This is a genomic window from Paenibacillus sp. B01 (assembly GCF_009649995.1).
GTDB lineage: Bacteria > Bacillota > Bacilli > Paenibacillales > Paenibacillaceae > Paenibacillus_O > Paenibacillus_O pasadenensis.
In genome coordinates, this window is the sequence record NZ_CP045802.1 from 1,221,664 (window position 1) to 1,236,137 (window position 14,474).

Here is a 14,474-nt window from a genome sequence, read left to right on the forward strand (position 1 = left end):
ATCATAAGCTCGATTTCCAAAAAGAAAAAGCCGTTTCCAGCAAATGATGAAAGCGCTCTTAAAGTGCTTCAGATTATAGCCATGATGTTAAAATCGGGACATTTCGGAGTGGAAGCGCTTTTGCTAAGATGATTGCAGAAACCGGTTACATGAGGAGGGGATGACCATCGACAGCACGACGCAACCCGTGCCCGGCACGACGAAAAAGGTCCGCTCCGTCAGGAGCAGCAAGAAGCCATGGAGCAAGGAAATCCGAGCCAGCTGGCCGCTTTACTTGATGTGCCTGCCCGCACTAGTCTTTGTGCTTACCTTTGCCTACGGTCCGATGGTCGGCTTGATCATGGCCTTCCAGGATTACAAGCCGTGGCTCGGCCTCACAGGATCGAGCTGGATCGGGCTGGATAACTTCCGCAGGATCTTCCAGTACGAAGAGGCCTCTCAGGCCATCTACAATACGCTGATCATCGCGGTGTCTAAAATCTCGGTCGGCATCGTCGTACCGATCGTGACGGCCATCCTGCTCAGCGAGATCCGGAGCATGGGGCTCAAGAAGAGCATCCAGACGCTCGTCTACCTGCCGCATTTCCTGTCCTGGGTGACGGTGGCCGGCATGATGATCGACATCCTGGGCTTGGAAGGCGGCATCAACCACATCCTGACAAGCGTTTTCGGAACCGAGCCGATCTATTTCCTCGGCGATCCGTCTCTGTTCCGGCCGACGGTCGTCCTGAGCGACCTGTGGAAAAACTTCGGCTTCGGCATGATCGTCTATCTCGCCACCATTGCCGGAATCGATCCCTCTTATTATGAAGCGGCCGAGATCGACGGCGCGACGAGGCGCCAGCAGATCTGGCATGTGACGCTGCCGTCGATGCTGCCGATGATCATCGTCATCGCCACGCTGAGCCTGGGAGGCATCCTGGACGCGGGCTTCGACCAGATCTTCAACCTGTACAATCCGCTTGTGTACAGCACCGGGGACATCATCGACACCTACGTCTACCGCTCCTCGCTGCTGAACGGACAATACGGCTTCGGCACCGCGGTCGGATTGTTCAAGTCCGTCATCAGCCTCATCCTGATCGTCCTATCGTACCGCTTCGCCTACAAGTTCGCCAACTACAGGATCTTCTAAAAAGGAGGGTGCGAATTGTACCATAAAACGACGGGATACAAGGTATTCTCGATCTTCAATCATCTCCTTCTCATCGTGATCGCACTGTCTTGCTTCTTGCCTCTCCTCCACCTGCTGGCCCAGTCATTCAGCAGCAAAGCGGCCATCAACGGGAATATGGTTTCGTTCTGGCCCGTGTCCTTCCAGATCGATGCCTACGTCAAGACGTTCAACAACTCCAATTTCACCGGCTCGATGATGATCTCGATCATCCGGACGATTCTGGGCACCGCGATCAGCATGGCCATCTTGACGACGGCCGGCTACGCGCTGTCCAAGGAGTTCCGCGGCAGGAACGCGCTGATGTGGATCTTCGTCTTCACGATGCTCTTCTCCGGCGGCCTGATCCCGTCGTATCTGCTTGTGACCGGCCTCGGCATGAAGGATACGATCTGGGCGCTCGTGCTGCCGGGAGCGTTCGGAGCGTACAACCTGATCCTGCTCATGAACTTCTTCCGCACGATTCCGAAGGCGCTCGAGGAAGCGGCGTTCATCGACGGTGCCTCCTTCTTCGTGATTTTCCGAAGCGTCTATCTGCCGCTGTCCCTGCCCGGGCTGGCGACGGTCGCGCTGTTCATCATGGTGGGCCACTGGAACTCCTGGTTCGACGGCCTCCTCTACATGTCCGACACCTCGCGGTATCCGCTGGCGTCGTTCCTGCAGACGGTCGTCGTCCAGAACACGATGCAGAACCTGGCGATGAGCCAGGCGGAAGTCGACGCGATGGCCGAGCAGAGCATCAAGGCGGCGCAGATCTTCATCAGCACGCTGCCGATCATCCTGGTGTATCCGTTCCTCCAGCGGTATTTTGTCAAAGGGATCGTGATGGGCGCGGTAAAAGAGTAGCGGCTTCAATGACTCAACCCATATAAAGCACACAACGAAAAGGGGACAGAACGATGAAAAAAGCCAGCTCGATTCTGATGACAGCCCTTCTGTCGGCAAGCCTCCTCGCCGGCTGCAGCGGCGGCGACCAGCCTTCCTCCGAAAAGAGAAGCACCCTGAAGGACGGCAAGTTCGATCCTCCGATTACATTGAAGATCGCCAAGCAGCAGGACGAGAACGCAGGCAAGTACCTGCCGGGCGAAAGCCTGAACGACAACGTGCTGACTCGCTGGGGAGTCGAGAAGCTCGGCATCAAGGTCGAGACGACGCTGCTCGGCGGAGACGGGGCTCAATACAACAACAAGCTGCGGCTGGCTCTGACCGGCTCCGAGCAGCTGCCGGACATCATCCCGGTCTACGATACGATGCTGGCCAACGACCTGATCCAGTCGGGACGCGTGAAGGAAATCACGGAGGACATCAAGTCCTACATGCCGGAGCGGCTGAAAAAGATCTACAAGGAATATCCGATGACGTTCAATCCGGTCATCCGGGACGGCAAGGTATACGGCATGGCGATCGCGCCCAACCTGACCGAAGGCGAAGTCATGCTGATCCGTCAAGACTGGCTGGACAACCTGAAGCTGAAGGCGCCGACGACGATCGAGGAGTTCGAGCAGGTCATCGCCGCCTTTACGGACGGAGATCCGGACGGCGACGGCAAGAAAGACACGTACGGCTTCACGCTGTCCGGCAAGGATTCCTACAATACCGGCTGGGTCAGCGATCCGGTCATGATCTTCAGCGCCTTTACGGGCAAGAACATCCCGCGCCAGTGGAATGAGGACAGCAGCGGCAAGCTCGTCTACGGCTCGGTCGATCCGGGCAACAAGGAAGCGCTGGCCAAGCTGAGGGACTGGTACTCCAAAGGGTATCTGAACAAGGAGCTGGCGACGAAAGGCGCTTGGGACGCGCTGGCCGACTTCACGGAAGGCAAGGCCGGCATCATCATAGGCCGTCCTTGGCTGTACGGCTCGGTCAAAGACGTGGAGAAGAACGTCAAAGGCGCCAAGATCGAGGTCTATCCGACGATCAACGGCATCGACGGAGGCAAGACGTACCAGTCGGGCCAGCTCAATGACGGCGTATTCATGTTCAACAAGGATTTCAACCAGATGGATGCCTTCTTCCTTTACTACGACAAGCTGTACGATGCGGCGTTCGGCACCGGAGACTTCGTGTACGGCTATGCCCAAGGGTACGACTACGATATCGTGAACGGCGAGGTCACCTTCGATCCGCAGAAGTTCAACAAGCCGCTGGATGCCTTGCAGAGCGTCGGAAAGATGTCCTTCACGAAAAATACGCCGACCGTCGACGGTCCCGGCAAATCGTTCTATGATCTCGCACAAGGCGTGAAGCCGGACAACGGCGTCCTGATGCGATCGGACTCGAACGATGCGACGACTCAAAAAGGCTACGTCATCTCCTACGAGAACGCGGATGTGCTGCTGCCGAACGCGTTCAACGGGCCTCCGACGAAAACGATGCAAAGCTCTTTGGAGCAGCTCAACACGATGGAGCAGGAGACCTTTACGAAAATCATCTACAGCAAGGAGCCTCTCGAGGCGTTCGACACCTTCGTCAAGCAATGGTATGCAAAGGGCGGAGAGCAGATCGCCAAGGAAGTGAATGAATGGTACAGCGACGTCAAGAAAGTCGACATTATGGACCAGATCGGATTGAACTAGCGCCTGACGGAGGGGAAGCAAGCATGAGCCGAACGCAGATCATCCAAAACCGAAACGGTGCGCCGTGGCTGGACCAGGACGGGGAGCCGCTCCATGCGCATGGCGGAGGCATCCTGTACGACAACGCCTTCTATTATTTGTTCGGCGAGAACCGGACCGGCCGCCGCAAGGTGAGCTGCTACCGGTCCCGGACGCTGTCGGACTGGGAATGGCGAGGCGACGTTTTGACGCTGGATTCCGACGTCGAGCCGCTCTACTGCCGCTCCTCGCTCGACCTGAATCCGTATTCGACGGCCATCGGGGCCAATATCGAAAGGCCGAAGGTGCTGTTCAACGCCAAGACGGGGCAATACGTCATGTGGATGCATTGGGAGAACGGCAACGACTATCGGGATGCCCGCTGCGCGGTCGCGACTTGCGACACGGTCGACGGCGACTATACGTATCGCGGCAGCTTCAATCCGATCGGCCACATGTCCCGGGACTGCACGCTGTTCCAAGACGACGACGGCACGGCTTACTTCCTGTCGGCGGCCAGGGAAAATGCGGATCTGCTCGTCTATCGGCTGTCGGACGACTACCTGGTCATCGAGGAGCTCGTCAAGACGCTGTGGCCGGGTCAATACCGGGAGGCCCCGGCGGTGATGAAGCGAGGCGGCGTCTACTTCATGACGACCTCGGCCTGCACGGGCTGGCATCCCAATCCTGGAGCCTATGCGTACGCGGACAGCCTGACCGGCCGCTGGTCGCCGCTGCTGCCGCTTGGCGACGCGACGACCTATGACACGCAGCCGACGTTCATCGTGCCGATACGCGGCACGGAGACGACCTCCTATCTCTACCTGGGAGACCGCTGGGATCCGACCGACTACCAGCAGTCCGGCTATGCGCTGCTTCTGCTGGAGTTTCCGGACGACCGGACGATGGAGATGCGCTGGGCGGATACGCTGGAGATCGACTTCGAGACGGGGCGGGTCGAGGCTGTCGTCCAAGAGCCGGAGGAGCAGCGGATCCGAATCCGCGACGTAGGCGAGCGGCTGTACCTCGCAGCGGACGGCGAAGCGGCGATCGGCACGAATCTCCATTATCAGGCCGCCGAGCAGATCTGGGCGGTCGAGCCCGCCGCCGAGGGAGGCATGCGCCTTCGGAATGTCCGGACGGGACGCTATCTTGGAGCGGACTCCGAACAGAGGAAGGTCATGCTGGCCGCCGCCGAAGCGGCCGGCGAGCATGAATGGAGCCTGCTGCCGATCGACGAGGAGAGGGGCATGCTGATCCACCGGCAATCGGGACTGGCGCTGGCGATGGCGGAGGATCGCCAGAGCGGCGAGCTGATTCTGGCGGAAGGCAGCGAATTCAAGCATGACCGGAGGCTCGGTTCCGATCCGCGCTGGTTCCTGCTCGCGCCGGTCCGCGGCGGAGCAGCGAGCTAGCTAAAAGGAAAGGTACCCCCTGAATAGACTTTGGAGGCTTTTCAGCTCCAAGGTCGATTCAGGGGGTCTGTTTTGCAACCGTTTTTCACTGATTTCAGCCGGGTTTTTGGACCATGGGCATTGTAAAATGAAGATGCTGCGCGTCTTCTGTATGAGATGGCGAGTCTGCAGCGGGAAGGAGAATGGGCAGATGGGTTATGGCACATTGGCGCATACGGTCGGCCGGCTGCCGCTGCGCGAGCTGACCGGCAAGCTTGCCGGCCGGGGCATCGACTTCGTGCAGCTGGCGCTCTCCAAGGCGATTGCGGATATCGACACGAGCCCGGGCAAGCTCAGTCCGGCGCTTGCCAACCATATCGCGGAACAATTTGAGCGCGTCGGCGTGCGGATCGGAGTGCTGGGCTGCTACATCGATCCGATCCATCCCGATCCGGAGGCGCGCAGGCGCGAAATCGGGAGGTTCAAGGAGCATCTGCGGTTCGCCAGAGACTTCGGCGCGCCGATCGTGGCAACGGAGACGGCATCGCTCCAGACGTATGCGAGCCGGCGTCCGGACGATTACGAAGCGTTCGGCTGGAGCGTCCTCAAGGAGACGGTAGAGGAGCTGGCCGAGGAAGCGGAGCGCTGGGGAGTGACGATCGGGCTGGAGCCGGTCAGTTACCATACACTGTCCAGCGCAGCCAAGATGGAGCGGCTGCTGGGCGAGGTGCCTTCGTCGACGCTTGGCGTCGTGTTCGATCCGGTCAACCTGCTGACTGTCAGCCTCATGGATGATCAGGAAGCGTTTCTCGACGAGGCGTTCGAGCGGTTCGGCAGCCGGATCGTGCTCGCGCATCTCAAGGATGCGGCTATCGTCGGCTCCGAGCTGCGCCACCTGCCTCCAGGCCAGGGACAGTTCGCGACGGAGCCGTTTCTCGCGCGGCTGCATGCGGCCAAGCCGCTCCTCGACCTGTCGTTGGAAGAAGTGGACGGAGACAGCCTGGACTCCGCGCTGGCCTGGGTGCGCGGATTGCAGCAGCCGCGCTGACGGCGCTGCTCTGCGGCGAGCGCCGCCCGGGGAAGTATCGCAGGCTTGCAAGCCGCGTCACGTGATGAAGCCTCTGTTCCTGCCATGCGCAGAAGACGGAGGCTTTGCCATGCCGATCGGACGGCAGGCAAGTCGAATATACGTACAAAATAAACCTGATTTTCTTGAAAAAGGCAAAAAACGCCCTGTTTCCGTGAACCTTTCGATGCTACACTAAGGGCGAAAAGAAATGATAGCGTTTACATTAAGAGGGGAGGCGAGAATGCAACCCGTCGGAACGCATAGCCGACGCCATCGCTATTTTAATGAAACAAGGAGGAGAAATTGATGAACTCATGGTACCGCAAGCCGCTGAAATGGGCTGTAATCGCCCTGTCCAGCGCTATCTTGGGCACGGCCTTGCTGACGAGCGCTCCCGCTCAGGCCGCCGCGGCCAGGCAGATGGAGAAGCTCGATCGCGGCCTGACGGCGGTCAAGATCAATGGAGGCGTGCTGGTGAGCTGGAGGCTGCTCGGCACGGACGCCGGCTCGGTCAGCTTCAATCTGTACCGCGGAAGCACGAAGGTGAACGCCAGTCCGATCACCTCCAAGACGAACTACCTCGATGCGGCCGGCACGACCTCTTCGAGCTACACGGTTCGCGCCATCGTCGGAGGCGTAGAGCAGGCGGCATCGCCGCCGGCGTCGGTGTGGGCGAACAACTACCTGGACGTGCCGCTCCAGATCCCTGCCGGGGGAACGACTCCGGACGGCGTCAGCTACACGTATCAGCCGAATGACGCGAGCGTCGGCGATCTGGACGGAGATGGAAGCTACGAGATCGTCGTGAAATGGGACCCGACCAATGCGAAGGACAATTCGCAAGGCGGCTATACCGGCAACGTGTATCTGGACGCCTACGAGCTGAACGGCACCCGCCTCTGGCGGATCAATCTCGGCAAGAACATCCGGGCTGGCGCGCATTATACGCAGTTCCTCGTCTATGACTTCAATGGAGACGGCAAGGCGGAGGTCGTCTGCAAGACAGCCGACGGCACGGTGGACGGCACAAATGTAACGATCGGAAGCGCCACAGCCGATCATCGCAACAGCGGCGGCTACATTTTGGCCGGGCCGGAATATTTGACCGTATTCGCAGGCAATACGGGAGCTGCGCTATCCACGGTCAGCTATGACCCGCCGCGTGGCAACGTGAGCGATTGGGGCGACGGCTACGGCAACCGGGTGGACCGCTTCCTCGCCGGCGTCGCCTACCTGGACGGAGTCCGGCCGAGCATCGTCATGGCCAGAGGCTATTACACCCGCGCCGTGCTGGTCGCCTACGACTGGCGCAACGGCGCCCTCACTAAGCGCTGGACGTTCGACAGCAACAGCTCGGCCAATGCGGGAACGGCCGGACAGGGCAATCATCAGCTGGCCGTCGCCGACGTCGACGGCGACAGCAAGGATGAGATCGTATACGGCGCGTTCGTCGTCGATGACAACGGAACGAAGCTGGTCAACACGAGCAGAGGGCATGGCGATGCGCTGCATGTCGGCGATCTCGATCCGTCCCGTCCCGGCCTCGAGGTGTTCAAGGTCAACGAAAGCTCGCCTTACGGCGCCTATTCCTACGATCCGAAAACGGGCGCGATCCTATGGAGCGTCACGGCCAGCGCGGATACCGGACGCGGCATGACGGCGGACATCGATCCGCGCTACTTGGGCGAGGAGATGTGGGCCACGAACGGGGTCGGCTTGCGGACGGCCCAAGGGGTCCTGATTACGAATTCGTCCCCAGCCTCGGTCAACTTCGGCATCTGGTGGGACGGCGATCTGCAGCGCGAGCTGCTGGATCATACGTGGAGCGGCAGCACGAGCACGGGCGTCGGCAAGATCGAGAAGTGGAACTACGCGACCTCGAGCGTGACCAATCTGCTGACCGCCTCCGGCACGCTGTCGAACAACCATACGAAGGGCACGCCGAGCCTGCAGGCCGATCTATTCGGCGACTGGCGGGAAGAAGTCATCTGGCGCAAGAGCGACAACTCGGCGCTGCGCATCTACACGACGCCGTACGAGACGAGCCATCGCTTCTATACGCTGATGCACGATCCGGTCTATCGGCTGTCGATCGCCTGGCAGAACGTCGCCTACAACCAGCCTCCCCATACGGGCTTCTACTTGGGAGAAGGGATGGCGGCTCAGCCCGTTCCCGACCTGTATACGCCATAAGCCATGACCAAAAAAGCATCCCGCGCCCGCCGCGGGATGCTTTTTTGGTCAGCTCCGGCCTTGAGACGGGAAGCGAAGCGGGTCCTTCCGGTGCTTTTTGCGATACTGCAGAGGCGTGCACTCGGTCTGCGCCTTGAACGTCTTGCCGAAGCGAGCCGGATCGCGAAAGCCGACCTTCTCGGCGATGAGGCTGACCTTCCAAGGCGTCTCGCGCAGCAGCTGCTGCGCCTTCATGATGCGGACCGTGGCGAGATAATCCCGATAGGTGAGCCGGACCGTCCGTTTGAACAGCTTGCTGAGATAAAACGGGCTGAAATGGAATTCCTTGGCGAGCAGCGACAGGGAAAGCGGCTGCGCGTAGTTTTCGTGAATATAGCGGACGACCCGAGCCAACCGCTCGTCGGCCGCCGGCGCGGAACCGAAGGCCGGCCTGCTTCTGCTGGCGCAGCCCAGCTCGTCCGATAGGCATTCGACATCTGCCATTCCTTGATTCCCTCCTTTCTTGTGCGGCGCTGCCAGTTTAGGCTGAAAAGCGTTTTTCAGCCAGAGAGAAAGCAGAGGAGTTCTTGTCGGAATCCGATTCGTTCCCGTCGCAGGCGCCCCGAAAGATGAAATTTAATGTCACTTGATCCGATATAACATGACATGCGGCATTCTCGAGGAGGTGGGCACGGAGTCTTGTGAAACGCGAAGCATCCAGTTTAGTCGCGAAGATGGAGGAGAAATCGTTGAAAACGAAAGCAACATGGCCGCGCTGGCTGAAGGTCCTTCCGGAGCGCTGGCGCAGCGGCATAAGCCGCGAGGAGAAGAACGGCCGGGAGCAGGAGCGGCCGGGAGCGGGGCTGCCGCCTCATCGGCAAGACGAGGCTTCGGCCCGGGAGCGCGCGGCGCTGGAGGGCATCCGCGGCTTGTCCGAGGAGATGGCGGCGACGTCCTCCAAGCTGGTGAAGGAAGCGGAATTCACGATTGAAATGGCGGAGGGCATCGCGCTCTCGATCGAGCAGGTGTCGCAGGGCAGCGAGTCGATCGCCGCCGGAGCGTTGTCCAACCGCGCGATGCTCGAGGAGGTGTCGCTCGGGATGAGCCATATCGCCGACTCTTCCTATGCGCTGGCTCAGGAGACGGCGGACGTGACGGGCAGGGCGGAAGTCGGCCTCGGCACGATCGACCGCGCGGTGGAGCAGATGGAGCGGGTATCCCGTTATGCCGAGCTGCAGATCGAGTCGATGACCCGCATGAACCGGCTGAACGAGGAGATCGAGCAGATCGCGCTCATCGTAGGCCAGATTTCCAGCCAGATCAATCTGCTGAGCCTCAACGCGGCGATCGAGGCGGCTCATGCCGGAGAGTACGGACGAGGCTTCTCGGTCGTCGCCGACGAGATCCGCAAGCTGGCCGAGCAGTCCGCGGCGTCGGCCCGCGACATCGGCAAGACGGCGGCGGACATCCGCAGCAATTCCAAGCAGTCGGCGGAAGCGATGAACCGCTTCGGAGGCGAGCTGCGCTCCGGCGTGGAGCATGTCGGCGAAGCCGGCCAAGCGTTCCACCACATCGTGCAGATGACGGCGCGGGTTTCGGAGAAGGTGCAGGAGATTTCCAGCGTGACGGAGCAGGTGAACGCAGGCACGTCGGAGATTCTCGTCTCCGTGCGCCAGACGTCGGACAGCACCGAGGTGTCGATGGCCAGCTCCAAGGAGATCGCCTTGTGCGTGGACGACCAGCTGCAATCCATCCAGCAGACGCTGAATCATGCGCGCCAGCTGCGCGAGCAGGCCGCGCGCCTGCAGGAGCTGGCGGTTCTGGAAGAGGCGGGAGAGGCGCGATGACGGAGGATCTTTCGCTGATCGCCGACGTGATGGACCGGCTGAGGGCCGCGACCGGAGTGAAGGACATCGCCTGCCATCGGATCGCGGACGGCAAGCTGATCCCGCTGCTCAAGACCGAGACGGATCGGCTCGGCATGGAGCGCTGGAAGCAGGTGCACGCCGACAACCCGGTGTACATCCGCAACGATTCGCTGCTGACGGCGCTATTGGAGCGTCCGGAAGTCGCGCGGCTGGACGATGTAGCCAACGATCCGCGCTCGCAGGAGGAGTTTTTCCTGTTCGGCATCGACAGCCTGATGATCGCCCCGGTACGGCGCGGCGACGAGGTCGAAGGGCTGCTGATCGCCGCTTCCATCGGCGAGCTGCACACGTTCACGGACGAGGAGGCGGCTGCGGCCGAAGAGCTCGCGGCGCTGCTGGGGGACAGATAAAGAGCTAAAGACAGAGATAGAGACAGAGATCGATCTAGATCAACCAAGGAGTGGATTCCATGATCGTCGCAGAAGCCATGCTTCGTTATTTGAAGGACCAGGGCGTCGAGCATCTGTTCGGCATTCCCGCAGGCATCATCGGACCGATCTACGACTCGCTCATCGATGTCGGCATCAAGCCGGTCATCACGAAAAACGAGGCGGGATCGGCCTATATGGCGGCCCGCTTCTCCAGCACGACCGGCCGGCTCTCCGTATGCGCGGGGGCGGGCGCGGTCGGCGTCAGCAACATGATGAACGGCATCGCCGACGCCAAGCGAGCCAAAGCCCCGATGCTCGTCATCGCCGGCGCAGTCAACCGCTGGCAGATGGGCAAGGGAGCGATCCAGGAGCTGGACGGCGAGCAGATGGTCAAGGTCGTGACCAAATACAGCGCGACCGTGCTGCGCGAGGAGGATGTGCTGACGGAGCTCGATCGCGCCGTGCGGGCGGCCTTGACGCCGCCCTGCGGACCGGTGTACCTGTCGATCCCGATCGACATCCAGCGCGCGGCGTTCAACGGTCCGCTCCCGCAGCCGCCGGCGCTCGCTCCGCTGCCGGAGCGCAGGCGGCCTGATCCGCAGCTGCTGCAGCAGGCGGCCGCGGCGCTGCAGGCGGCCAGCCGGGGGCTCATCTTCGTCGGCCGCGGCGGCAGAGGCTTCGGCGCCGACATCGAGCGCCTGGCCGAGCGGCTCGGCTGGCCGATCATCACGACGCCTGCGGGCAAGGGAGCCGTCGCCTCGGATCATCCGCTCTATCTCGGCAATTATGGCTTTTCGAGCTCGGACGCGGCCTTCCGCTATGTGAACGGCAGCGAGCCGGAATGCCTGCTCGTGCTCGGCACGAGCCTCGGCGAGGCGTCGACCTGCAACTTCAACGACGTGCTCGTGAAGGGCCGCAAGGTCATCCATGTCGACCGCGACTCGTCCGAGCTCGGCAAGGTGTTCCCGACCGACATCCCGATCGAGGCCGATCTGGGCGACGTGCTGCCGCATCTGCTCGAGCAGGCCGGATCGGCCCGCGAGCCCTATGCCGCGGAGCGTCCGATCAACGATCCGTACGTGCGCGATCATACGGGACTGTCGCTGCGGCTGTTCCTGGAGGAGCTCGGCGAAGCGCTGCCGGCCGACACCCGCTATGCCTGCGACATCGGCGAGTTCACCAACTTCGCGCTGAAGTACCTGACCGTTCCGGCCGCCGGCGACTTCGAGATCAACCTCGACTACGGAGCGATGGGCTCTGCGATCGCCGGAGCGGCAGGCTTGGCCGTGGCCGAGCCGGAGCGGCCGATCGCGGTGCTGGCCGGCGACGGCTGCTTCTTCATGAACGGCATGGACATTCTCACGGCCAAGGAATATGGCTATAAAATCATCTATGTCATCATCAACAACGCCATGTTAAGCTATGTCGAGAGAGGACAGCAGTTCCTGTTCAAGCGCACGCTGCCGGACTACAAGCAGGAGCGGATCTCGATCGCCGCGATGATGGAGGCGGCCGGCGTCCGCTCGATGACCGTCCGGCAGCTGGAGCAGATGGACGAGGTCCGCTCCTTCGTGGACGGACTCGACGGTCCCTGCGTCATCGAGGTCGTCACGGACGGCAGCGAGCCGGCTCCGATTCTCGATCGGCTCAAGGCGCTTGTCAGCAGCTGAGCGTCTTCCCGCTTTATTTTCAACCAACACGAGGAGGAATCATGATGGGCAGCTTCAACATCAACGTAGATCGCACAAACCAGGTATTCCATGCCGTAGTAGAGGGCACGTTCACGCCGGAGGAGGGCATGGCGTCCGTACAAGCCTATCAAAAAGAGATCGCCACGATCGCCGTGCCGGAGTACGAGATCCATATCGACTGCACGGAGCTGAACGTCTCTTCGCCGTCGGCGCTGCCGATTCTGGAAGGCTGCTTCCAGATGTACAAGCAGGACGGCTTCAAGAAGGTCGTGCTGACGCTCGCCCGCAACCCGATCCTGAAAATGCAGCTCGGACGCGTGGCCCGCACGGTCGGCCTGGAAAACTGCGAAATCATCGAAAAATAAGAAGATTCCGAGGGGGAAGTTCCATGACAGCGGTTCGCATTCGTGGCATCGAGATCTATCATCCTGAGCTGGAGGTCGGCAACGACTATTACATCGATCGCTTCTCCGCTGCCGGCGTGCCGGTATCCGGGCTGCTGAAGGCGCTCGGCCGGGAGAAGCGTTTCGTCATCGACAATGCGGATGAAAATACGTACACGATGTCGGTCGAGGCTTCCCGCAAGGTGCTGGAAGCGACCGGACAGCAGGGCTCGGAGCTCGACCTGATCCTGTTCGCGTCCCAGACTCCGGAATATCTGCTGCCGAGCATGGCGCTCAAGCTGCATCATGCGCTGGGCGGAGGCAAGCAGACGAGATGCTTCGACGTGAACGCCAACTGCGCCGGCATGCTCGTCGCGATCGAGCAGGCGAGCTGCTTGATGCAGGGCGATGTCCGCATCCGCAAGGCGCTGGTCGTCGGAGCGGACCACTTCTCCGTCCATAGCCCGGACAATCCGGTCTACCATTCCACCTTCGCCGATTCGGCCGCAGCCGTGCTGCTCGTAGCGGAAGAAGGAGAAGGCGGCTTCATCGACTCGGTCTACCAGACCGACACGCATGTCATCGACAACTCCCTCTTCCCGGGCACGGGCTTGTCCCGCATTTACGGCGAAGGCGTTTCGGCGGCGGACATCCAGGTCCAGTTCACGCCGTTCGACGATTCGGTCTGCGTCGACTCGGCGGTCGACTCGCTGCGCGAGCTGATGGAGCGCAGCGGCGTCCAGCCTTCGCAGGTCGGCGCTTATCTGTTCTCCCAGTTCTCGATCGGCAACAACCGGCTCGTGGCGGAGCGCCTCGGACTCGACGAGTCCAAAATCCATTTTGTCGGCGACAAGTACGGCTACACGGCGAGCAACAGCCCGATTCTGGCGCTGCATGACGCCATCAAGGCCGGGCGCATCGAGCGCGGCGACTACCTGGTGTTCTGGACCGTCGGAGCCGGCTGGCAAAACGTATCCTTGCTGATGGAATATTGATCTAGGCCCGCCGCCGGAATCCGCTCTATAATGAAGGCAAGCGCAAAGGAGAAAGGCGGGAGGGCATGGATCGAGAAGCGGCAAGGATCATTGAAAGCCTGGGCGAAGGAGCGGAGGGCATCGCCCTGACGTTCGACGACGGACCGGACCCGGAGTTCACCCCGCGGGTGCTGGAGCTGCTCGCCCGTTACGGTGCCAAGGCGACGTTTTTCCTGCTCGGCATGCGGGCGGCGGAGCAGCCGGAGCTGGCGGCGCGCATCGCGGCCGAAGGACATGAGATCGGCAATCATACGTGGCTGCATCCCGACTTGACGGCCGAGCCGGAGGAAACGGCGCGGCGCGAGATCGGACAAGCCCAGCAGCTGCTGGAGCGGCTGTCCGGGCGCGCTCCCGTCCTGTTCCGCAGCCCTTACGGCACCTATGACGACCGCTTGCTTGAGCTGGCCGGAGAGCTCGGATTCGGCTTTTGCCTCTGGTCGGTCGACACCGAGGACTGGCGGCTGCCGGGAGCCGATGCGCTGACGGAGCGGCTCTCCCGCGCCAGGCCGGGAGACGTCGTGCTCATGCATGACGCGGGCGGCGACCGCAGCCAGACGGTGGAGGCGCTCGAGCGCGCGCTGCCGGAGCTGGCGGCGCGCTTCCGGCTGGACACCGTCAGCTCGCTGCTGCGCCGTCCGGGAGGATGACGGGGGCTTCGGCCCCC

Annotated in this window: 13 protein-coding genes; 12 read left to right on the forward strand and 1 reads right to left on the reverse strand. The window is 61.6% G+C overall.

The annotated features are described in order from the left end of the window. Positions 1 to 277: 277 nt before the first annotated feature. From GE073_RS05370 to GE073_RS05395, 6 genes are all read left to right on the forward strand, one after another. Entirely contained in the window at positions 278 to 1,135 is an 858-nt protein-coding gene (locus GE073_RS05370) for an ABC transporter permease (protein ID WP_416362101.1), read from the forward strand. Between the two features lie 15 nt (positions 1,136 to 1,150). After that, entirely contained in the window at positions 1,151 to 2,020 is an 870-nt protein-coding gene (locus GE073_RS05375) for a carbohydrate ABC transporter permease (protein ID WP_101808626.1), read from the forward strand. A gap of 53 nt (positions 2,021 to 2,073) precedes the next feature. Next, positions 2,074 to 3,750, forward strand: a complete 1,677-nt coding sequence (locus GE073_RS05380) for a type 2 periplasmic-binding domain-containing protein (RefSeq protein ID WP_153782963.1) — start codon at positions 2,074 to 2,076, stop codon at positions 3,748 to 3,750. Between the two features lie 23 nt (positions 3,751 to 3,773). Continuing rightward, complete coding sequence (locus tag GE073_RS25320; RefSeq protein WP_228551288.1) at positions 3,774 to 5,183, forward strand: family 43 glycosylhydrolase; 1,410 nt, start codon at positions 3,774 to 3,776, stop codon at positions 5,181 to 5,183. A gap of 190 nt (positions 5,184 to 5,373) precedes the next feature. Then, positions 5,374 to 6,210 (forward strand): sugar phosphate isomerase/epimerase family protein, encoded by an 837-nt coding sequence (locus GE073_RS05390; protein WP_028600351.1) that lies wholly within the window; start codon positions 5,374 to 5,376, stop codon positions 6,208 to 6,210. A 327-nt stretch (positions 6,211 to 6,537) separates the two neighbouring features. After that, positions 6,538 to 8,424 carry a rhamnogalacturonan lyase gene (locus GE073_RS05395; RefSeq protein ID WP_194843284.1) on the forward strand — a complete coding sequence of 629 codons (1,887 nt, stop codon included), beginning with the start codon at positions 6,538 to 6,540 and terminating at the stop codon, positions 8,422 to 8,424. Between the two features lie 48 nt (positions 8,425 to 8,472). On the opposite strand, the gene GE073_RS05400 is transcribed toward GE073_RS05395, so the two are convergent. Continuing rightward, a complete protein-coding gene (locus GE073_RS05400) occupies positions 8,473 to 8,907 on the reverse strand; it encodes a helix-turn-helix domain-containing protein (RefSeq protein ID WP_153782964.1) in 435 nt (144 codons plus the stop codon). A 245-nt stretch (positions 8,908 to 9,152) separates the two neighbouring features. Between GE073_RS05400 and GE073_RS05405 the strand changes: the two genes are divergently transcribed. From GE073_RS05405 to GE073_RS05430, 6 genes are all read left to right on the forward strand, one after another. Then, entirely contained in the window at positions 9,153 to 10,250 is a 1,098-nt protein-coding gene (locus tag GE073_RS05405) for a methyl-accepting chemotaxis protein (RefSeq protein ID WP_101808629.1), read from the forward strand. Then, positions 10,247 to 10,681 (forward strand): GAF domain-containing protein, encoded by a 435-nt coding sequence (locus tag GE073_RS05410; RefSeq protein WP_228551290.1) that lies wholly within the window; start codon positions 10,247 to 10,249, stop codon positions 10,679 to 10,681. The genes GE073_RS05405 and GE073_RS05410 overlap by 4 nt, the downstream gene beginning before the upstream one ends. Positions 10,682 to 10,740: 59 nt before the next feature. Next, complete coding sequence (locus GE073_RS05415; protein WP_153782965.1) at positions 10,741 to 12,372, forward strand: thiamine pyrophosphate-binding protein; 1,632 nt, start codon at positions 10,741 to 10,743, stop codon at positions 12,370 to 12,372. Positions 12,373 to 12,413: 41 nt separating this feature from the next. Next, complete coding sequence (locus tag GE073_RS05420) at positions 12,414 to 12,758, forward strand: hypothetical protein (protein WP_228551292.1); 345 nt, start codon at positions 12,414 to 12,416, stop codon at positions 12,756 to 12,758. A 23-nt stretch (positions 12,759 to 12,781) separates the two neighbouring features. Then, the gene (locus tag GE073_RS05425) at positions 12,782 to 13,771 is read left to right on the forward strand and encodes a ketoacyl-ACP synthase III (protein ID WP_153782966.1); all 990 of its coding nucleotides are present in this window, start codon (positions 12,782 to 12,784) and stop codon (positions 13,769 to 13,771) included. 65 nt (positions 13,772 to 13,836) lie between these two features. After that, positions 13,837 to 14,457, forward strand: coding sequence for a polysaccharide deacetylase family protein (locus GE073_RS05430; protein ID WP_052333563.1), 621 nt, complete (start codon positions 13,837 to 13,839; stop codon positions 14,455 to 14,457). Positions 14,458 to 14,474 lie beyond the last annotated feature (17 nt).